The 21038-nt window shown below is 50.9% G+C and carries 23 protein-coding genes, 1 pseudogene and 1 CRISPR repeat array; of the genes and pseudogenes, 21 read left to right on the top strand and 3 right to left on the bottom strand.

Annotation, left to right across the window (positions count from 1 at the left end; all coding sequences use genetic code 11):
• Positions 1-73: 73 nt before the first annotated feature.
• The 6 genes from JUK32_RS07755 (at position 74) to cas2 (ending at position 5581) form a co-directional block, all read left to right on the top strand.
• Positions 74-415 carry a nucleotidyltransferase family protein gene (locus tag JUK32_RS07755; RefSeq protein ID WP_204138283.1) on the top strand — a complete coding sequence of 114 codons (342 nt, stop codon included), beginning with the start codon at positions 74-76 and terminating at the stop codon, positions 413-415.
• On the top strand, positions 412-798 hold the full coding sequence (locus JUK32_RS07750; RefSeq protein ID WP_204138282.1) for a HEPN domain-containing protein: 387 nt from the start codon (positions 412-414) through the stop codon (positions 796-798). Before JUK32_RS07755 ends, JUK32_RS07750 begins: the two co-directional genes overlap by 4 nt.
• 7 nt (positions 799-805) lie before the next feature.
• Positions 806-2347, top strand: coding sequence for a hypothetical protein (locus tag JUK32_RS07745; RefSeq protein WP_204138281.1), 1542 nt, complete (start codon positions 806-808; stop codon positions 2345-2347).
• Between the two features lie 67 nt (positions 2348-2414).
• Positions 2415-3878 (top strand): hypothetical protein, encoded by a 1464-nt coding sequence (locus tag JUK32_RS07740; protein ID WP_204138280.1) that lies wholly within the window; start codon positions 2415-2417, stop codon positions 3876-3878.
• A 422-nt stretch (positions 3879-4300) separates the two neighbouring features.
• The gene (gene cas1 / locus JUK32_RS07735; RefSeq protein ID WP_204138279.1) at positions 4301-5290 is read left to right on the top strand and encodes a CRISPR-associated endonuclease Cas1; all 990 of its coding nucleotides are present in this window, start codon (positions 4301-4303) and stop codon (positions 5288-5290) included.
• A gap of 12 nt (positions 5291-5302) precedes the next feature.
• Positions 5303-5581: a CRISPR-associated endonuclease Cas2 gene (cas2, locus tag JUK32_RS07730; protein WP_204138278.1), complete on the top strand. Its 279-nt coding sequence runs from the start codon at positions 5303-5305 to the stop codon at positions 5579-5581.
• A 196-nt stretch (positions 5582-5777) separates the two neighbouring features.
• A CRISPR array of direct repeats spans positions 5778-10797; the repeat unit is 36 nt; unit sequence GTCTCTACTTGTTAGAGAAACCAATTGAATGGAAAC.
• Positions 10798-11244: 447 nt separating this feature from the next.
• Here the strand turns inward: cas2 and JUK32_RS07725 are convergent.
• The 3 genes from JUK32_RS07725 to JUK32_RS07715 all read right to left on the bottom strand — a co-directional run bounded on the left by JUK32_RS07725 (position 11245) and on the right by JUK32_RS07715 (position 13070).
• Complete coding sequence (locus JUK32_RS07725; RefSeq protein WP_204138277.1) at positions 11245-11724, bottom strand: hypothetical protein; 480 nt, start codon at positions 11722-11724, stop codon at positions 11245-11247.
• A gap of 528 nt (positions 11725-12252) precedes the next feature.
• Positions 12253-12588, bottom strand: a complete 336-nt coding sequence (locus tag JUK32_RS07720) for a hypothetical protein (RefSeq protein WP_204138276.1) — start codon at positions 12586-12588, stop codon at positions 12253-12255.
• A gap of 230 nt (positions 12589-12818) precedes the next feature.
• Entirely contained in the window at positions 12819-13070 is a 252-nt protein-coding gene (locus tag JUK32_RS07715; protein ID WP_204138275.1) for a hypothetical protein, read from the bottom strand.
• Between the two features lie 205 nt (positions 13071-13275).
• On the opposite strand from JUK32_RS07715, the gene JUK32_RS07710 reads away from it, so the two are divergent.
• The 15 genes and pseudogenes from JUK32_RS07710 to JUK32_RS07640 all read left to right on the top strand — a co-directional run.
• Positions 13276-13887, top strand: coding sequence for a hypothetical protein (locus tag JUK32_RS07710; RefSeq protein ID WP_204138274.1), 612 nt, complete (start codon positions 13276-13278; stop codon positions 13885-13887).
• Between the two features lie 72 nt (positions 13888-13959).
• Positions 13960-14154, top strand: coding sequence for a hypothetical protein (locus JUK32_RS07705; protein ID WP_204138273.1), 195 nt, complete (start codon positions 13960-13962; stop codon positions 14152-14154).
• Positions 14141-14362, top strand: coding sequence for a hypothetical protein (locus JUK32_RS07700; RefSeq protein ID WP_204138272.1), 222 nt, complete (start codon positions 14141-14143; stop codon positions 14360-14362). The genes JUK32_RS07705 and JUK32_RS07700 overlap by 14 nt, the downstream gene beginning before the upstream one ends.
• A gap of 4 nt (positions 14363-14366) precedes the next feature.
• Positions 14367-14585 (top strand): hypothetical protein, encoded by a 219-nt coding sequence (locus JUK32_RS07695; protein ID WP_204138271.1) that lies wholly within the window; start codon positions 14367-14369, stop codon positions 14583-14585.
• A gap of 202 nt (positions 14586-14787) precedes the next feature.
• Entirely contained in the window at positions 14788-15003 is a 216-nt protein-coding gene (locus JUK32_RS07690) for a hypothetical protein (RefSeq protein WP_204138270.1), read from the top strand.
• A 21-nt stretch (positions 15004-15024) separates the two neighbouring features.
• Positions 15025-15333: a hypothetical protein gene (locus tag JUK32_RS07685; protein ID WP_204138269.1), complete on the top strand. Its 309-nt coding sequence runs from the start codon at positions 15025-15027 to the stop codon at positions 15331-15333.
• Between the two features lie 28 nt (positions 15334-15361).
• A complete protein-coding gene (locus JUK32_RS07680) occupies positions 15362-16015 on the top strand; it encodes a hypothetical protein (protein ID WP_204138268.1) in 654 nt (217 codons plus the stop codon).
• Entirely contained in the window at positions 16008-17408 is a 1401-nt protein-coding gene (locus JUK32_RS07675; RefSeq protein ID WP_204138267.1) for a hypothetical protein, read from the top strand. Before JUK32_RS07680 ends, JUK32_RS07675 begins: the two co-directional genes overlap by 8 nt.
• 19 nt (positions 17409-17427) lie before the next feature.
• Positions 17428-17967 (top strand): hypothetical protein, encoded by a 540-nt coding sequence (locus JUK32_RS07670; protein ID WP_204138266.1) that lies wholly within the window; start codon positions 17428-17430, stop codon positions 17965-17967.
• A 4-nt stretch (positions 17968-17971) separates the two neighbouring features.
• Positions 17972-18163, top strand: a complete 192-nt coding sequence (locus JUK32_RS07665) for a hypothetical protein (RefSeq protein ID WP_204138265.1) — start codon at positions 17972-17974, stop codon at positions 18161-18163.
• Positions 18160-18567 (top strand): hypothetical protein, encoded by a 408-nt coding sequence (locus tag JUK32_RS07660; RefSeq protein ID WP_204138264.1) that lies wholly within the window; start codon positions 18160-18162, stop codon positions 18565-18567. Before JUK32_RS07665 ends, JUK32_RS07660 begins: the two co-directional genes overlap by 4 nt.
• Positions 18548-19834: a M23 family metallopeptidase gene (locus JUK32_RS07655; RefSeq protein ID WP_204138263.1), complete on the top strand. Its 1287-nt coding sequence runs from the start codon at positions 18548-18550 to the stop codon at positions 19832-19834. Before JUK32_RS07660 ends, JUK32_RS07655 begins: the two co-directional genes overlap by 20 nt.
• On the top strand, positions 19831-19968 hold the full coding sequence (locus JUK32_RS07650) for a hypothetical protein (RefSeq protein WP_204138262.1): 138 nt from the start codon (positions 19831-19833) through the stop codon (positions 19966-19968). Before JUK32_RS07655 ends, JUK32_RS07650 begins: the two co-directional genes overlap by 4 nt.
• A gap of 59 nt (positions 19969-20027) precedes the next feature.
• A complete protein-coding gene (locus JUK32_RS07645; protein ID WP_204138261.1) occupies positions 20028-20360 on the top strand; it encodes a hypothetical protein in 333 nt (110 codons plus the stop codon).
• Positions 20341-21038 (top strand): annotated as a pseudogene (locus JUK32_RS07640) (hypothetical protein); the annotation flags it as partial. The gene JUK32_RS07645 and the pseudogene JUK32_RS07640, both read left to right, overlap by 20 nt.

Below are 21038 nucleotides of genomic sequence, written 5' to 3'. Positions count from 1 at the left end.
CAACCATGTTCGCGTGAGCATCAAGGATATTCTAAGTATACCAAGATCACCTTGAATATCTTCCCTTAACCCAATGAAAACGACTCAACCGCCACTTCCATCAGCCATTGCTGAAACCCTTGCTGCCTGCAAGGAAGTGCTAGCTAAACACTATGGTTCTCGCCTCCAATCCGTCATTCTCTTTGGCTCAACTGCACGACAAACCTTTCACTCTAGTAGCGATTTGGATTTGCTAGTTGTGTTGAAGCCTCCCATTAACTACTTCCAAGAGTTGTATGCACTAGTGGATTTGCTCTACCCCCTGCAACTAGAATCCAGCCATTGGATTTCAGTTAAACCAGCGAGTCAGTCAGAGTTTGCCGCAGGTACCACTCAGCTTTATCGAAATGTACAGCAAGAAGGTATTTTGCTATGAGTTCTGAGGCAGAAATTACTGCCAACCTAGAGCGGGGAGTTTCCACCTTGCAGGCTGCGAAGATTCTTTTAACATCGGGGTTTCCCAATGATGCCGCATCACGCGCTTACTATGCAGCCTTTCATGCCGCTACAGCGCTACTGCTTTCTAAAAACCTGAGCTTTGGCAGCCATGCGGGTGTATTAAGGGCAATCAACTTAAACTTTGTCAAAACAGGGCAGCTACCGAGAGACCTTGGGCGTGATCTCAACTGGTTAGCAGAACTGCGCCAAATTGCAGATTATGGTGAGCTTCGCAATATTTCTATGACTGATGCTCAAAAAGGGATCGAGATCGCGGAGCAAGTGCTGCACTATGTTCAGCGTATTTTAGACGAGCAGTAGATATATCATGCAGACTTTAATAATCACCGTAGGTACCCGCCAAGTCGGCTGGCGTTGTCAAGATGGTATTGTGCGGAGTCTGGGAGCCGATGGTGATCGCGGCTACCCACCCCATATTGACCAACTTTACGCTGAATTTGACCACCAGCGCGGCTACCACAGCCCTGAGGCCAAACCCGAATATCGCTGGGCAGCTCGTCACCTGGGAGAACTGATCTATCGCTACTGTGAACAACGGCAAGACTTTAGCGCCGTCGTCTTACCAATGGACGAAGGGATTATAGAATCGCAAATTCAAAATGGTTTAACAGAAGTCATTTTATGGGGCACCGATCAGCTGGAAGGAACTGCCTGGAGTTTTCGACGGGGCGATACCTGTTGGCTTGCCAAACTCATGGCGGGCAAACTGCAACAGTCCTACCCTGACTTGCAAATTCAAGTCTGGAATCCCGTTGTAGCGGTCAATCAAGTTGCCGCCATTCAACAGCATCTACAAGGCTTTTTAGTGACCTATGCTCTCAAGTTTTTAGATACCACAGTGGATGAACCCCTGACCCTCCAAATTCAAACCAAAGGGTCAGCGCCTCAAATTGCTAACAGTTTAGAAATTTGTGCGGCTGCTTTGATGCGGCAATGCACGGTTGAGCAGGTGATTCCAATTGAACCTAATCCGCTGTTTGAGGTTACAGATGCAGATGCAAAACTCAGCCAAACCCGGATGGCAACTGGATTTAATACGGTGAATTTGGGAGAGTATTTTTGGCCTGTCGAGCGAGAGCGAATTCTCTCTGCTTGGGAACGAGGGGATTTTGCTGAGGCTAGGGTTTGGCTATCGGCCCACCGCGATCGCTACCAGGCCGTTTATGACCTCGCTGGACACCTAGCCTTAGCAATCAACTGGCAACTGCAAGATGCGCTCAAAAAGTTACAGGACTGGCTCAACCAGTCAACCACAAAGCGCAATGTTGATTCTGACATCCGTAGGCAGTGGCTGAAGGATATTGAGATTCTCTGCAAACCTATCGATAAGCAGACTCCAGAAGGGCGCTATCTTAGCATTTGGGAATCACGTTTACTAATCCATATCAACCTAAACCGCCAAAGCTACACCTCAGCTTTTCTCCAATTTGTGCAAGTGATAGAGCGGTTACTTTTCTGGTGTTATCGATACGAAGACTGGATCAGTCAAGGCTATGTGACACCACCAGAAAACAAATGCAATTGGGGCGTCAAGAAATACAAGGCTACTTTTTGGGATCTACGTCAAGGATGGCGGTTGAAATGCCAACTTCCTGAAAAGGATCCAATCATTAAAAAACTAGAGTCAATGAATGATGCTCGTAATGACGTTGTTCACCGTAATGAAGCTATTGCTCCGGCTGATTTTGGTAAGTGGCTGGAGATTGATGAATCCGACTTAAATCCAGACACGTTTTATCAACGAGCTGAGGATTTCCTTCAACAATTCTGCCCGCCCGATCGCCCCATGCCCGATCGCTCCCTCCTCCAAGACCTTTACCATTGGGGTATCGAGCAACTGCAAGCCTAGCGATCGCCCCCGGCTTCCCCCCGTCTCCCATCCCCCTCTCGGAATCCCGCTATTCTTCGTCTTGCCCATGCCTGCCACCCTGATTGCCACGATCGGCACCCGCGACCTAATGTTCCAAACCCAGTCTGGCGACTGGTACAACATCGGCGACGACCAGCTCCGGGGCACCTTTATCGGCGAGCAGGCCGAAGTGCTTGCCGACCTAGGGCAAGATCTGCTCACCTTTCGCGATTTGACCCAGTTTCTGGCAACGCACATTGATGACTACCGATCGCGCATTCGTCCTGTGATCACTGGTCAGCTCTTTCGCGACCGGGCCACCGACATCGATCAGGTGTATTTGATCGGCACCGATCAGCCCGCCACCGTGAGCCAGCGGGATAAAGATACCCTCTACGCCTGCCAGCTTTTTCAAGACTGGTTTGTCCAGCAGCATCCTCACATCAACGTCGAAATTGTGCGGTTAGGTACTGATGGCACCAACCCCAGCGACTTTGAAGCCATGTTTCGTTGGTGGCAGCGTACTTGGCCCACCCTCGTGAATGCCGACAGCACCGCTCCTATCTGGCTCTGCATTAAAGGGGGCGTCGGCCAAACCTCTGAGTCGGGACGCATTTCGGGCCTGAGCCGTTACGGCGATCGCATCCAGTTTTTTGAATTTCAGCAGCGCCGCGATCGCAATCGTCAGGGCCTTCCCTCAGACTACACTGGCCCCTTTGCGGGCACCTACTACTTGTGGAATCGGGCGCAACAGCAGGCCCTCACCCTGCTAGACCGCTATGACTATGCTGGGGCTGCCGAGGTGCTGCAACCTTACATTCAACAAGATGCGGGGAACTTTGGCGCAGTGCCCACCTGGCTTCAGGCGGGCATGGCGTGGAACCGGGGTGAATTTCATACCTTTTATCAACGGCTCAAAAGTGTGGGAGCGACTAACGGTCAGCCTGAACAGCTCCCCTGGTGGATGGCCTACGAGCAGGCACAACTCGCCGTCATTCGGCTTTATCAAGAAAATACGGCGGAGGCGATGCTTCACAGCTTTCGCGCCATTGAGGGGGCGATTTGGCTGTGGTTAGAGATCCACATTCCCGAGCATATTATCTATCCACCCCAGCGTTATCCCCAGTTGCAGCAAAGTATTGTAGTAGCCTATCCCAGTCTGGCCGAAGCCTTTGAAAATCGTCGCACCGGGGAACCGCTCGCGTCGATTAACCTGAATGGGTACAACCAGCAGCTCGTCCTAGAAGCGGCCCTGCCCGCAGTCGGCCAGAGCATCGACATGCGTAACTTTTGGAGTCAAGACAATCGCAACCAGCGTAATGCCTTATCGCATCGCTTGGGTGGTCTCTCCGAGCGGGAACTGTTGGCGGCCTGGGGGCGCGACATTCAGACTCTGACTGACTGGCAGCGGCGTATGGTCAACTGTCTCAACTTACTGACGGGCAAATCGGCAACATCCCTCGCGGAAGCTAGTTTGCTGATGCAAATGCATCCCCAACTGCAACAGGCGATCGCCACCTACGAGCCGTAACTCTAATATCCATTCACTAAATTAGGACGATAACTCTTGTACCTGCCACCCCCCTCGCCCAAGCGAATGCCCCTTGGGCGATCGCCTAGGAGAGGGGATTAGGGTTTAGAGGCGAAGGGGCTTGTCTTTAAGCAGGCAAACGCCTTGGCAAAACCAAGGATTGATTAAAGCATCGGCCCAGCCTCCATACAAATGTATGCCGTCCGCACCGCTATACGGTGAACCGTCATCACCCCTCGCGGAATCATGACTGACCTGACTGTTGCCTAACCATAGCCATCTGAGCATGGTCCCCTGTTATCTACCAAGGGGCCGATGCTCACTTCAATGTTCTTAAGCCCCCTGCCCCCAACCATCTCAGGTGTGCGTCTGGTTGACCCACTCGGGCCAATCTAAGTCGCAGATTTTACTAGGAGGCTATCGTGCGATCGCTTTACATCTCTCAGCAGGGATGCCAACTCACCCTGCGCCAAGAAACTGTCTTAGTCCAACTGCGGGAGGATGTGGTTGACCGCATTCAATTGCCGCTGTTAGAGCAAATCCTGATTTTTGGCCGTTCCCAAGTCACTACGTCGGTGATTCAATCTTGTTTACAGCGGCAGATTCCACTGGCATATTTGTCTCACATGGGGCGCTGCTACGGTCGGCTCATGCCCGTTGACCAGGCGGCTTATGCGCTGGTCGAGCTGCAATATGTCTTACCAGAGGCGGCCCGGCTCCGGGTAGCGCAGCAACTGGTGGGGGCCAAACTCCTTAACTCTCGGGTGCTGCTACAACGCCAGCAACGTCGTCTACCACAAGCCGACCTCGCCTCGGCGATCGCCAGTTTAGATGAATTGGCTGAACGGGCTTTGACCGCGCAGACGATTCCTCAAGTATTGGGGTTTGAGGGGGCGGGGGCAGCGGCTTATTTTCCGGCGCTGGGGCGCTGTCTGACTAACTCCGACTTTACCTTTACTGAGCGATCGCGGCGACCGCCCAAAGATCCGGTCAATGCGGTGCTGAGTTTTGGTTACCAGGTGTTGTGGAGTCATGTGCTGTTTGCGATCGAAAATCAAGGGTTAGATGCTTACCGGGCTTGTCTGCATCAGCCCTCACCCCGCCATCCGGCCCTGGCGTCTGATTTGTTAGAGCAGTTTCGCGCTCCCATTGTCGATTCGCTCATGCTGTATTTGGTCAATCATCACATTCTCAAAGTGGAGGAAGATTTTGATTTCCAGCCTGATGCCTGCTACCTCAATCATTCGGGGCGGCGGCGATATTTGCAGGCGTTTTTGACCCGAATGCACGAAACGGTGCAAACCGAGAATGGTGAAGATGTCCGCTGGGCGTTGCTCAAACAACAGATCAAGGCGTTTATCCGTTGCTTACAACGGCCTGATGATACCTATGCTGCTTATCGCATTCGTTAATTGGGGGCGCATATGTTGTTGTATTTGGTAACCTATGACATTCCCTGCAATCGTCGTCGCAAAAAGGTGTCTGATATTTTGGAAGGCTATGGTCGGCGGGTGCAATACAGTGTGTTTGAATGCCGACTTCCGGCCAAAAAGTATCGGGAAATGCGGCAGCGCTTGCTCAAGTTAATCGATCCTGAAGAGGATGGTTTTCGGGTTTATCCTATCTCTGGGCACACAGTCGAACAGATCGAAATTTGGTGTGGTTCTCCGCTCACTGAATTTCCTGCCTCGACCATCATTTGATCAGTCTTGATCGTGTCTGCGATGGATTACTTGCCCCCCAGCTTTAGTTGAGTTTACGTTGAATGGCTCGATCCTTTGCCCTATCTGCTTTTCGTCAGCTTAAGATAGTCGGCTACTGCCCCCAGCAGCCGACCTTGGGCGGTTCCTCGCAATGCGCCGCTGTACCCCTTGGCCTCACTAGGTTACAATAGAGGCCGTCTCTACTTGTTAGAGAAACCAATTGAATGGAAACGAAAAGTCGATGCGATACGGATCACCATCAACGGTGAGTCTCTACTTGTTAGAGAAACCAATTGAATGGAAACCAGTACTTTAACCAGTGGTACCCTATTTAATAATTAGTCTCTACTTGTTAGAGAAACCAATTGAATGGAAACTTGACGCAAACTCTGCAAAGCTGGAAAGAAGCGACGTCTCTACTTGTTAGAGAAACCAATTGAATGGAAACCTCACGGTCTATCTGAATAGCGAAGCCACGCTAGACGAGTCTCTACTTGTTAGAGAAACCAATTGAATGGAAACTGTAAATGATTAGGTGATCGAAGCGACTGGCTTCTTGGTCTCTACTTGTTAGAGAAACCAATTGAATGGAAACTCCTGAGAAATCGCCGCTTGCAACTGCCCGTTATGTCTCTACTTGTTAGAGAAACCAATTGAATGGAAACACCTGATTTGGTGTGGGGTTTGTCAGGCATTACTTTGTCTCTACTTGTTAGAGAAACCAATTGAATGGAAACTTCGGTTAGATGTTCCCACAACCCTTTGCGCGTCTTGGGTCTCTACTTGTTAGAGAAACCAATTGAATGGAAACTTGAGGTTAGAATCTCAGGTATTGAGAAACGTCAAGTCTCTACTTGTTAGAGAAACCAATTGAATGGAAACTCGAAACGCATTGAACTGTCTCGCGGTGCCCAGGTCAAGTCTCTACTTGTTAGAGAAACCAATTGAATGGAAACATAGTCAAATCAAAAGGGGCGATGAAAAATGCTTTATGTCTCTACTTGTTAGAGAAACCAATTGAATGGAAACTACAGATGCGACGATGGCGGCGGCGGTTCTTTTTGGGTCTCTACTTGTTAGAGAAACCAATTGAATGGAAACTGAGTAACCTTGGCGGTCTCAAGACCTCCTAAACACGAGGTCTCTACTTGTTAGAGAAACCAATTGAATGGAAACTAATGCCGCCACTGATGGTCGGTACTTATTCCGCGTAAGTCTCTACTTGTTAGAGAAACCAATTGAATGGAAACTCACGATAAAAACCGCACAACGCTGCTCGGTCAGCGTCGTCTCTACTTGTTAGAGAAACCAATTGAATGGAAACTTGTAAAAAGAAACCGATAAAATGCCGCCGTTTGGAAGTCTCTACTTGTTAGAGAAACCAATTGAATGGAAACTCTATATAAATCTCAAGAGCCCGTGAAGAGCTTCCGCGTCTCTACTTGTTAGAGAAACCAATTGAATGGAAACCCCTGCGCGATCGGCGCTTGCAAAATTGCTACGCGTCTCTACTTGTTAGAGAAACCAATTGAATGGAAACGCGGACTTGTTTTACGCCCCGCTGTCCCCATCGCCCAACAAGTCTCTACTTGTTAGAGAAACCAATTGAATGGAAACATCGTGGCGTCGTCAGTTAGCGACAAATCGCCGTTCGGTCTCTACTTGTTAGAGAAACCAATTGAATGGAAACTTAGAGACATCTGCGGTACCGCCACCACCTAAGCCGCGTCTCTACTTGTTAGAGAAACCAATTGAATGGAAACGTACCGCAATCCCGAGGTTCCTTCATGATTTTGTGTCTCTACTTGTTAGAGAAACCAATTGAATGGAAACTGAATCTCAGTAAGTACATCGGGGACTAAACCCTCAAGTCTCTACTTGTTAGAGAAACCAATTGAATGGAAACTTTGATATTCCCGAAGCGTATATTTACCTTTGTTATAAGTCTCTACTTGTTAGAGAAACCAATTGAATGGAAACCGTTGGCGGTCAACTGGGCACCAGGAAAATTATCGAGTCTCTACTTGTTAGAGAAACCAATTGAATGGAAACTCACCTGCTCAATCAAGTATTTGCCATCCATCCGGCCCAGTCTCTACTTGTTAGAGAAACCAATTGAATGGAAACATTAGTGTAATTAACCACAAGATTAACACTGCTACAAGGTCTCTACTTGTTAGAGAAACCAATTGAATGGAAACTGCTGGAGGCATTCGCGGGTGTGTTGCAGTTCGTAGGTCTCTACTTGTTAGAGAAACCAATTGAATGGAAACTCGTTGTATAACCTCAGTGTCGAAAAATTTATAGAAAAGTCTCTACTTGTTAGAGAAACCAATTGAATGGAAACTCAAGGCTTGAGACTTCCGCATGGGGCAACAAGACGCCATGTCTCTACTTGTTAGAGAAACCAATTGAATGGAAACTAGTCGAATCGTGGCACTCCACCGGGTATCATCAGTCTCTACTTGTTAGAGAAACCAATTGAATGGAAACACTTCGACGTTCTTCTGAGTGAAATAGTATTGCAGGGGTCTCTACTTGTTAGAGAAACCAATTGAATGGAAACGTTTCTAGTTGAGGCTGGATAGAAGCGTGGGCATTTACGTCTCTACTTGTTAGAGAAACCAATTGAATGGAAACTCTTGATTGCGCTCTTTTTCGGTGGAGGTATTTGAAGTCTCTACTTGTTAGAGAAACCAATTGAATGGAAACGGAGCTTCTTTAGCTACTGCAGCAGGACTTTTACAAGTCTCTACTTGTTAGAGAAACCAATTGAATGGAAACTCACTGAGGATGTCTAGGCTAGATTCTGCCAAGCAAAGTTCAAGTCTCTACTTGTTAGAGAAACCAATTGAATGGAAACCCATCGATTGATACTTTTTGTCGAAGTCTGCGCGGGTCTCTACTTGTTAGAGAAACCAATTGAATGGAAACTCACCCTCACAGACAATCTGATCGACAAACTCGAATCCGTCTCTACTTGTTAGAGAAACCAATTGAATGGAAACGCCGCTCCGTTTCTTGCTGATATTCCAGCGCCAGATGGGTCTCTACTTGTTAGAGAAATCAATTGAATGGAAACGGCTGGAACTGGGTGCCGGTACCGGCGGGCACGTACTGTCTCTACTTGTTAGAGAAACCAATTGAATGGAAACCTGGTTTTGATACCAGTCGATCAATAGCTCACGATTATAGGTCTCTACTTGTTAGAGAAACCAATTGAATGGAAACTTCTGGGCGCATCAAAGCAATAGCAGTCTTTTCCGTAATTGTCTCTACTTGTTAGAGAAACCAATTGAATGGAAACTGGGGCTGACGGGCCGTATTCCAATCGCAGTTTTCGGTCTCTACTTGTTAGAGAAACCAATTGAATGGAAACTGAACCCCGACATTACGCCTGACTCTGTGATAGTGTCTCTACTTGTTAGAGAAACCAATTGAATGGAAACACATCAACGCCATAATCAAGTAAATCTTCGTCTAGCGTCTCTACTTGTTAGAGAAACCAATTGAATGGAAACTTTACCGTAAATCTCTTTAGCCAGTTCTGACAATTCCTGTCTCTACTTGTTAGAGAAACCAATTGAATGGAAACCGGAAATGTTTATGGCAATCTCGGTAAGAAAGTGAAGTCTCTACTTGTTAGAGAAACCAATTGAATGGAAACCCTTGCATCGTTCACGAGAAACTGACGGGTTTTTTGGAGTCTCTACTTGTTAGAGAAACCAATTGAATGGAAACTTGGTGTGTATGGGTTCATCGTCGTTCTCCTTTGCTAAGTCTCTACTTGTTAGAGAAACCAATTGAATGGAAACTCACATCGCCTGATTCAACCGTCGATGATTTTGGCACATGTCTCTACTTGTTAGAGAAACCAATTGAATGGAAACTTGCTTAATAGCAGTTCGCCAGTATTTTAGATGTTCGGGAGTCTCTACTTGTTAGAGAAACCAATTGAATGGAAACAAAAATGCCTATTGTGGCTCCAGCAAGCATAAAGATCCGTCTCTACTTGTTAGAGAAACCAATTGAATGGAAACTTGTGATCAATCTCCAGCGCCTGCAACGTATGCTCAAGTCTCTACTTGTTAGAGAAACCAATTGAATGGAAACAAATGGTTTTCGGGTTTAGCTTATAGCCAACTTCCTCCTCAGTCTCTACTTGTTAGAGAAACCAATTGAATGGAAACTGATTCAGAAATTTAGCCATGTGGCGGATCAGCACTTGTGTCTCTACTTGTTAGAGAAACCAATTGAATGGAAACTCCTCAACGGACTCTCGCTGCTTGTCTTTGGCTGTAGGTCTCTACTTGTTAGAGAAACCAATTGAATGGAAACTAAGTGGAATAATAGCGAAGTAGTGAAACCCAAGACGTCTCTACTTGTTAGAGAAACCAATTGAATGGAAACTCCACCGGGCCAGCGAGGTCACACAGTAACGAGGTGAGTCTCTACTTGTTAGAGAAACCAATTGAATGGAAACTTCCCAGATAATCGCAGGCGGCGCGAACCGCTCTCAGGTCTCTACTTGTTAGAGAAACCAATTGAATGGAAACCTAGATAAACTGCTTGCGTCTCCGATTACCCAACGAGTCTCTACTTGTTAGAGAAACCAATTGAATGGAAACCTTTAACTTTCTTTTGCGTTAGCGGAATAATAGGCATGGTCTCTACTTGTTAGAGAAATCAATTGAATGGAAACGACGAGATACCGATGCCTTGCCAGTCAGTTGACCTGCTTGGGTCTCTACTTGTTAGAGAAACCAATTGAATGGAAACCCCTTCGGTTCAGAATCTTCTAGGGAATTTAGGTAAGTCTCTACTTGTTAGAGAAACCAATTGAATGGAAACGGAAATTAACTCGTTGTTATAAAGGGAAATTTCATAGTCTCTACTTGTTAGAGAAACCAATTGAATGGAAACGAGCCCGCACTGCAAGATTGGCCCTGTACTAAGGAGTCTCTACTTGTTAGAGAAACCAATTGAATGGAAACAGGAATTTCTACCCAAACGGTTCCTAAATCTTGACGTGTCTCTACTTGTTAGAGAAACCAATTGAATGGAAACTCGATATAGCTACTGCCGTCAGGGTCAAACCGCTTGACGGTCTCTACTTGTTAGAGAAACCAATTGAATGGAAACCCAGAAGCAATCGCTCAGACCGACCAGCGCCAATTTTAGTCTCTACTTGTTAGAGAAACCAATTGAATGGAAACTGGTAAAGGGCTTGTCAATCTAATGCCAGTGATGAAGGATTCAGAGTGTGACAGATAGGTCAGAACCCTATTAGACGACCACAAATGAGATTGTTAGGGTACATTCCTAATAAAAACCGCCCGATTTGTTCCCTAACAGTCATTTGGAAGCCAGTGACGCCACCTGCGAGTGGTAAAGGTACGTCATCAACTGATGCTCATGCCGCTTCCAGATGCGATTGCGCCTCTGGAAATGCTCGGCCAAAAACTGGTGTACCTCTGCCAATGACCATTGGAGACCTCCCAAATTGAACGATTGGGCGGTGCTGTTAGCACCCTTCATGGCTAGACTCCGGTTATTGAATTGGAAAAGGGTTGGTCAATGGTGTGAAGTGGAACAGGTTGAAGGTGAAGAGAATCAGTCCACAATAAGAATTTTGGGAATGTGGTGATAGCCCAGCGTCGGGTTCAGGCCGCTGTGGCATCTGATTCAGCACTGATTGGAATGCACCAACAAACGAGGACGCGATCGTAAAGTGCCTCGGCGCGATCGCTTTCAAACTCTTGCAGCCGATCTACCTGCCAGCCTTCCAATGGAGGTGCTTCACCACCGATTTCGGGCAAGCACTCGGCAGGTTCAGGCCAAGCCAGCGCGAAGTCTTCGCTGCTGATGCAGAGATACATCAAGCGATGATCTCCAACTCGCAGCGGCATTGGCTCGGCGATCGTGCCATCAGGCGTCAACACCGCCACACGGAAGGTATTGTTTGTGGCTGTCAAGGATGAGTAAGTTTCAATGTGAGCAACGTGCCATACCTCGTCATCCCAACGGCGAGAGTCCCTTCTCTGCAAGGGAATCAGGCCGATTTCGAGGGAGTGTCCCTCATCTTTATAAGACTGCGGTGTCTCTCGTCGGGGACGTAAAAAGATTAGCTGCGTGATGTTCATGAATAGATCTCCCTTATTGATCGGTAGGTGAAAGAGTGAGCCCGCCGCTGGCGACTCGAAAGGTCATGGGAAATGGCACTGCAACAGGAGCCTCACCCGCTGCCTGGGTGATGACTAGGTGAGGTATTGTTGTTGGTTCAAAATCTTGTCGTCTCGCCGATAGGTCAACTGCCTATCAGCAATCGCTTTCGTCCTTAAGACGTTCGGTCTAACTAAATTTGGACTGCGGCTTGAAACTCATCAGGATCGCGCTGATTGGCCTTCTGTAGATGCCGCATCTCTTTACAGTCGGTGGGGGCATTGGCAAGCGATTTGTCGTTTTACCAGTGAGGTTAATGACTGCGATCGCGTTGCTTAACTCGTTGAATTCTTCTGCTTGCTGAAACCGTTCCGCTGGCAAAACAGCGGCTATCTGCTTCATGCGATCGCTCATGCGGTCCAGATGTTGCTCTGTCGGCTGCCCTTACTCAAGCAGATTCGATAGGGACAAGTCTGTCATTCACGACACTCTGTAAAACCCCTGCTCCATCAAGCGGTTGCCATATCGGATTGAGATTCGAGAGCGTCCGCGATCGCTTTGCTCAACTTCTGCATCTCTCTTTCACGCGCAAAGTCAGCGGCAGCCCTAGCTGCTTCAGCCAGTACGACGGCTACAGTCGGTAGCCCTGGTTTGGTTTTCGCAGAGACGGCATAACCCAAACTGCGGCAAAAGTGATCCCCTAGATTGGTTGCGGCGAGTAATCGCAGCTTGTCGGCATCATCTGATTGGTAGGCCGCGAGTGCTTCTTGATGTAATGCTATTTCGGGCACTCCCAGGGTGGTCAAAATAGCTGATAGCGCTTTGTTTACAGCGGATTCATTCATGATGTTACTCCTATCTAAAGATGTGATGACTTCTTTCAAGAGATCTTCTGCGATTTGATGTGTGGCTGTCTCTGCTACTTAGACTTGCAAGCTTGATCTCCTTCGATTTAGACAAGACAATTCAACTCCCAACAGTTCAGGAGTGATAATCGAATATACGAGAAACGACCTGTATTAGTGGACCTGTATCCACATCAACAGTCAAACCGCTAGAGCTTGCCAGCAATTAGCTATTTATCAACGTCTTCATTGACGTACCGCAAGAACATTTCTTCTGGTGCAATCCCTTTTTCGTTCGCTTCTAAGGTGAGTCGCGTCTCATGCTTCTCCCAATTGCGCTCCAGATAGGTAATCACAGCGGTCTGTAACATTGCAGCCACAGACTTCTTGACTAACTTGGATGCCACTACCAGTCTCCAGTAGTCATAAAGTCCTAGCTCGCCAACCTGTGGCCTTGGATTTTTGGGTTTGGGTAATTCCATGCTTTTCCAATCCATTGGGATGACTCACCAGTATTCACTCTGTTGAGTCAAGTTTACATGCTTTGTCATTGACTAGTCCTTGACACATTAATGACAGGTCATGCATGATGTGTCAAGGACTAGTCAATGACTGGATAATGACTAGGCATTAACTGGCTATTGACCCCCTAATTGTGAAGATGAGAATTTTGGTGCAGGTAAATCAATGGAAGAACTGCAGGGCAAGACTTACAGCATCGCGCAAGCTAGCCAAGTACTCGGTAAGTCTGAGTCATCAATCAAGATTTACAAAAAACTGGTGTTGGATGCGTTCAAAAACCAGCCATCGCTTGTGACAGAGCCTAATGGAAGCCTCACAGAGTATGGCCTTGAGCAATTAAGAAAGGCAGCCCGTTTTATCCAAAAGGGCGATCGCTTCGGTTATGTCAAGGCAGTTTTTCAGGCGAATCCCTCTCTGGAATACCCCTTGACTGACCCTAGCCAGTCCACCCAGTCAATGGGCGAAAACGGCGACTATACGAGCGTTCTAAGAGGAGGGTCACTGGTCAGACGCCGCTCAACCGCGATTACGACGCGGTTTTCCGAGTTTGACGAAGGTGCAGCTCAGCAAGACTTGGCGAAAATTCAAGAGGACATTGCCGCTCAAGTTGGCAACCTCGACGAACTGTTTACTCGATATGGAAGGGCAAAAGTCAAGCAAGCCTTAGCCGAGATTGACTTGACCGTGGAAGCGCTTAAATCTAACGCTCTAGCTGAAATGGGAGCAGTTAGTGGCCCAAAGTCTCACAACGCCCCTCAAAGCGCAAACGCCCCCTAGGACTGTCTCTTTTGCTAAGTGCGATCGCCCTCGCGATCGCGCTCCCCTTTCTGCTGTCTACCCCACAAAACCATGACAACAACAACCTCCGAACCCCAAGCCACCCAAACCCTCGACCTTGAGGCCACCCTGCAAGCCTTAGTAGAGCAACACGGCCTGGACGCTGTGGGCAACGCTTTAGTCCAACAGCACGGACGCACCGCCGCGATCGCTGCTGTACTGGGCTACCCGTCCCCTCACGGAGCCAACTCTGATGCACCTGCGTAAACCCCTGCGACCAACCCTATCGGCTCTGGCTGGAATCGCCATCGCCAGCGGCATTTTTGGCATCCTCGGCTCTGGCGTGGCGGGCCTCATCGCCGGTAGTGAAGCCCACAAAAACCGCGCCAGCGATATCGCTCTGCTGAGCACCAGCATGGGCATCGCAGGTATTGCCGGGGCCATCACGCTATCTATGACCCCACCTGAGAACTGATGCTATGCCTACCACCACCGCAATCACCCAGCAATACCAACGCTTCTGGGTCATTACTGAATCCCTGCCCCCGCGCCTTTATGGCCGCTCAGCGCTAGAAGATGCGATCACGGAATTTCAGCGCCTCTTAGGAACCGGCTACTCCCCCCGCTTTCTGGGCGAGCAAGCCGACGATTCCCCGCACGATTTGAGCTTGCCCAAGCCTGCGATTGCAGCTCACTAACCCCTCACTCACAGGAGCACCCTATGCCAACCACAACGCTCTCCACGCCTCGCCCTACGCCCCGTCAGCATCACTCCCCAACGCCTGGTCATCAAAGAGCACGGCCTCGCTGAGGGCCAGCAAGAGGCCACCGGGTAGCCCCCTACCGATGCCCTTAATCCCGCCATCGACCCCCTGAACACCCCCACGCAGGGCTAAGCCTATGCCGACTACTTCCCAGCAAAGCAACAACCGATCGCTCACGCTCGATGGGCTCAATGCCCTGTTTTCTGAGGCTGGCATCGTCATCGAGCGCAATGACCATCTCGCCATCTACGAAGCCAGCTATCGCGGATTGGACTATCAGGGCAAAACCTTGCTGGACATCGGACGGCAATTAATCAAAGCGATCGCGGACGAATCCTCCTTTCGCAACTGAACCACCGGAACCCCAATCACCATGCGACTCCCCCTTGCCTTACGCATTCAACGCATTGACCTCAAGCATTGGTTCTGGCGCAAGTGGCTCGACCTCAAATATCGCGCCCTGGATGCCTGGGACGGCTGGAGCTGGTTTGTTCGCTATTTATACGACGCTTCCCCGGCCCTGATTGCCGGACAGGGCATCGCCGCTGCTTTTTTAATCTCTGCTGGTCTGGTGGTGCTGAGGTGGCTCGCGCCTGTGATTCACGCCCTCGCCTGGGCCTACGGCCTCACCTTGCTGGCCCTGGCAGTAGTCAAAGCCCTCAACAACCGCCGCGATCGGTAAACCCTTTAATTTCAGGAGCATCCACATCATGGAAGAAAGACAAGCGCAAGCACAAAGACAAGCCTTAAACCTCAACCTGAATGAGCCAGGTCAACTCAAGCAGACGGGCTGGCGGCAATACACGCGCAACCCCAAGGTGGTTGTAGGCGCGACCAGCGGCGTGGTTTGTTTGCTGGGGGTCGGCTTGGCCCTGCTCAGCAGCGCTCCTGAGACTGACGTGTACGAAGCGGAGCCCACCGCGCAACTCGACAAGAATGCCATCGTGACGGGAGCGCAGGACAGTCACGCGAACACGGTGTTTCAGTCCACTGAGCAGCTAGAGCAGTTCGAGCAACAGTTACTCAGCCAGGAAGCCCAGCGTTACCGACTCGAAGCCCAACGGCAGGTCACAGACCCGAATGAGCCGTGTTACTCGCAATCGGTGAACTGTGCCCTCGACCAGTTCCAACGGGACGCCGTTGCCATGATTGAGCAGGCACGGGGGGCGCGGGATCATCAAGCCATGTTGCTGGCGATCGCCCGTGTGGAAGCCGTGGAGCTGGCACGGGAGGCCACTGCCCCCACAGAGCCAGAGGTCAACCTCACTCAACTGGCGATCGACAACCTGGTGGAATCGTACCAACGCTACCGGGGGGCATCTGCCGAAGCGAAAGCGTGGGAGGTTCAGCAGTCCGATGATTAGCCAAGCCATCAAGTTAACGGGTGCCGCTGTTTTGGGTGTGGCGTCAGTGGGCGTTTCGATCAGTGCTCCGACGCTCACCAACCTTGACGCTAACGATTTGTCGGCATTCGCCAATGGTCAACGGGTCGAGGTGACGGCCTATCGCCCTGGGCGCGCTCTTGCCGCTGGTTTAGGCGCGGCTGGCTTGAGCTTGCTGGTCTGGTGGCTGTATCGGGAACTGGCGGGGGATGCCTCATCGGGGGGCACACGGGCGGCAGCGCCCGCACCGATGCCAGAGGATGCAGCCGCTGTCATCACGCAGCGCTTTGATGCGTTGCGCCAGCGGATTTTTGACAGCCTCAATGTGCCTGACTATGCCTGGATCTTGCAACTGATGGAATGTGAAACGCTTTTGGTGGTTGGGGGCCAGGGGTTTGGCAAAACTCGTTTTGTCGCTTCCCTGTGCTATCTGCGCCACCTGCTGATGGGGCATCAGCTCATCCTGGTGTCTCCCCACGGGCATCAGGATGACTTTTGGCTGACCCTACCCATTGGCAGTCATGGGGAATATGAGGCGATCGGCACGGCGATCGCGGCGTATCAAAACCGGCTCAAGGAGAAAGACCAACAGTCTAAGCACCTGACCCAACTATGGGACGAGTTCACCCAATACGGGGGGCAGGTCAATAATGCTGAGCGGTTGTTTACGTCGGTCGCGACAGAACCGCGCAAAGCGAACGAACACCATATTTTAGTCGCTCACAGTGAGGCCAAAGGGATCGCTAACGGCGGGGGTAAAGCGACGGGTTTTCAGGATCTAAAAGATGCGTGTATCGTGCTCACTATTCACGGAAAACGGGGAATTACGGGTAGAGCAGAGCCCGCTTTCAAAGGTCATTTGAAAGGCTTCAGTTATGACGATAAAGGTGCTCCTGAAACGGTGCCCGTTGTCTATCCAAAATGGATGCACTACCCAGAAAAGCTGTTAGCCGTTATCCCGACTTATGACTCTTCTACACCGTCTTCCGCAGATCTTCCGACTGAGGAAGACTGGAAGAGCCAGGAAGAGGTCAGGAAGACGCTGGAAGACACCCTGGAAGACACTGGAAGACAATCGTTGCGGGGATTACGGGGCGATCTGGAAGACCTGATGGAAGATCTTCCAAAACTGGAAGACATTGCGCCGAAGCCGCCCTACCCCCCCACTCGCAATCTGTTGTTCATTGAGTTTGCCTCCCTATTTGTCGAATGCGACAGCCTCCGCAAGATTTTCAATGACGTATGGGGAGAAGGGTATGGAGATGGTAGCCGCTCCATCAAATTGAAAGAATGGTGCAAGCTGGCATTTTGCGAATGGCTACCTGCAAAACATCTTTTACAAATTAAACAGAAACACCCTAATTTGTTCACCTAATTTCTGAGAGGAAAGGTCAATGAGTAATCGCAGAAGAAGCAGTAACAACAGCAATAACCCCGACATCATTGATGCGGAATGGGAAGTCGTTGGCGGGGGCAGTCAACTTGCCCCCACGCAGCCCCAGATTATTACCCCCAGACGCAATAGCCCTCGCTCTGCGATTGGGGATGGGGGCTATTTCGATGCCACTGGCAAGCGCCGCCCGGTGTATACCATCCTTCCCGGTGACGACAACATGGCGGCATTGATGGCAATCCGGGCCTGGTTGTCATCACTCCGGCACAAGCCCTTGACCACGCTTGGAGTCACAGGTGCCTCCCTCTGGTTTGGCTTTGCGGGTGCCTCTGGCGGCCTCAACCTGCTACGGGGCGATGTGGTGTCCTGCTCTGGCGATAACTGGAACCCGGTGGTCGCCGGGTGCAATATTGCCGCCACGCTGGCCGGACCGAGCCAGGGGTTAGCGGGCTCTGTCCATGACGTGATGTTGGGCCAGGACGATGTGACGGAAGAAATCGAAACGCGACCGAAGATCCGGGCAGTGCGGGTGGAGGAGTAGCGTGATGAAAACCGAAACCTGCCGAATGGCTCGCATTTTAGTCTTTGAGGCGTTGGTGCTGACGGCTGCGATATATGCCGCAGTCGCTCTGACGACTCGTCACTACTCAAAACCCTATTGGGTTAGCCAAATTGCTGCCGTTGTAGCGCTAGCGGCTTTGCCAACGAATGCCTACCAGGACGGAAAAATCCAATGAAACGACGCACCAAAGCACTGCTGGCGATGGTGCCCTTAACCGCCCTTGCCCTTTGGCTGGATGTCCTCGAACCGGGGCAAGGGGCTTTCTACAATCCGATGTTTTGGGCCAGGTCGCAGTACGCCAAGCTAACTGATGGTTGGGCCGAACGAGAACCGTTTAACCTTGCCGATCCACTGCTCGAAGAATGCCAATCGCTAACCAGCGAAAACCAGATTAAAGAAGCCCAGCTCGAAGCCCGTCAAGTCATCACCGGGAAATCAGAGTCCTTTGCATTGTCACAACTAGGGACTCCTACTTGTGCCCTGGGCGATGGCGTTTATCGCTGGGTGAGTGAATCAGGTTTGGCCCTTGATCTGACCTTTAACGAGGAGGGCGTAACCGATGCTCAGCTTAATCGCTAAGGCGGCTATTGTTCAGAAGCTCAGTAAGCCTCAACCAACGAAGCCGGACTTTGATGCGCTATCACCTGACCTGCAATGGCAGATTGTTCGCAGCCGGGAACGCGCTGAATTGCTGGTGCAATTGGGGGCGATCGCTTTGGTGGGTATCCTGCTCACACCGATGGTTGTCCCCCAACTCAATCAGCACATGGACACGGTGCTCCACGATGGCGTCAAGGTGAAGGTGGGGCCGATTACGGTTTGGGAATCAGAGCCCGTTTTAGAGCAAATGGGTGTTCTACCGCCCACGTCCCTGGAACCCGTCGAGGTAGGGGACGAGATCGGCGGATTTCGCGTCAATTCTGGGTACGGAATGCGAATCCATCCGATCTATGGCGATGAGCGAATGCACAATGGCGTTGACCTGCCGACGCCTACGGGAACCGCTCTGTATACCCCTGCGGCCAGATCATCACGGGTCAAGGTGGACTGCAAAGACCAGCCAGGAGGCGCGGGTAAGTATGCGGAAATCACCAGCCCTGACATTCCCGGCAAGGTTTTCGTGGCGATGCACCTATCAAAATGCATCACAGGACTGCATCACGGGGGCGCGGTTATCGCTGCGACTGGCAACACCGGAGCCAGCACCGGGCCGCACCTGCATTGGGAACAGATTGATAGCGCGACTGGACAGCGGGAGCATCCCCAGAAAGGTTTCCTGCAATGGGCACTCACAGGACAACAGCCGAAGACGCTAGAGCAAATCAATCAGGGCGCAGTGCCGTTGCAATCGCTGATTGATGATGAGTTGCTGAAATGCGCGATCGGCAATGCTGAGGGCACGATGCACGATGATTGCTCGAAGAACCCTGCCTACTTTGGGCACACCGATCCGGGTAACGGTGCCGCTAACCTGGGGGCCTTCTCCTATCAGCACGGGGCATCTTCCCCACAGGAAGCCGATGCCAAGCAAATCGAACGCCTTCGCAAAGCCGAGCAGGGCATCCAGCAAAAAGCTGTAGAAAAATTTGGGCAACCCTTGTCTCAGGCTGCGCTGGCGAATGCCCTCGATCTATGGAATCAGGCACCGCTGGCCGGGGATGACTTTGTGAAGCACCTGAGAACGGCTGATCCTTCTCCTCAAGAAATTATTGATGCCCGCAGCCGTAGCTTTGTTGATCCTGAGACGGGGCGGCTCGATGCACCTGGCTTGGGAAATTCAGAGGAGAACATCAGGCATGACCAGACCAGGCGTACCGATGAAGTTTTGGAGCAGGTAAATCCATGAAGGTCTCCGTTCCCGCAGAAGTTGCCTTGGTGATGGCCCGGTTTCAAACCTTTGAGGTGCTGATGGAAGAGGGCACCAGTGATTTAGTGCTGGCGGTGCTGGTGCTGGCCTCATTCCTTGCTGCTGACGATTAAAGCTCTAGTCGTGCTCGCTTTCGCTTCGATGCTGTGCCCTTTTTATGGAGAGGTGATCAATGGAAACCTCAACTTTTCATACAGACCTGGAAAAACAACGGCTTGAGAAGCTGGCGAGAGAGTATCAGGGTCGAGGCTACTCCGTCATTATCTTGCCGACTGACGATTTCTTGCCGGACCCCTTAAAAGGGCTTGTCGTTGGCATCCTGGCGACCAAAGGCGATGCGCTACTGCTGGCGGATGCCAGAATCCGTGAACATCTGACGCTGGATGGCGCGGCTGACTTGATGGCCATCTCTGAACGGATTAAGCAGTTGCCCAATGCTCTCTGGGAGCTGGTCGTCGTCAATCCGAAGCGGGAAGGAGGGCGCGATGAAAATTCTTCCCGCTAATTGGAAAAAGTGGCTGATTCATTATTGGGCAGGCCGCTACCCCGAACGGCTGGGCCATCTCTGGTCGCCGGGGGGCACTATCACCGTCTATCCGCATCTTGCCTATGCTCTCGATAACGGTAAGTTTGCCGCTGTGATGGGCGATCGCCTTTGGGATGAGTCGGCCTTTCGCCAGCATGTAGCGGCAGCGGCATCATTCTCCAAACCGCCGGAGTGGTTGGTCGTCCCCGATCAGCCGTTCGACCCGAAAGCAACCTTGGAGTTGTGGCAGTGCTGGGAGTCAGAGCTACTTGACCTGGGCATCCCTCTGGCCTTTGCCGTCCAGAACGGCCATCGCCCTGAAGATGTGCCGGAGTCCGCCTCCGTGGTTTTCCTGGGTGGCACAGACGAGTGGAAGTTTGCCAATCTTTCGCGGTTTGTTGCGACCGGAAAGCCTGTCCACGTCGGTCGGGTCAATGGCCGGAAGCTGTGGATTTGTGAGCGCGAGGGAGCGGCCTCGGTCGATGGTTCGGGCTGGGGCCGTGGCGATATGCGCCAGCTTGCCATTCTGGAGCACTACCTGAGATGCACCGCAGGCGAGGCCGATCCACCCGAATCGCATCAACTCAGCCTGCTCGAAGCGGACACGATCGCCGAGTCCTTTGCTCAGCGGTTAGAAGCGAAACGGTTTCCCATCAC

The organism is Halomicronema sp. CCY15110, assembly GCF_016888165.1.
GTDB lineage: Bacteria > Cyanobacteriota > Cyanobacteriia > Phormidesmidales > Phormidesmidaceae > Halomicronema.
This window is presented reverse-complemented; position numbering and strand designations above follow the sequence as displayed.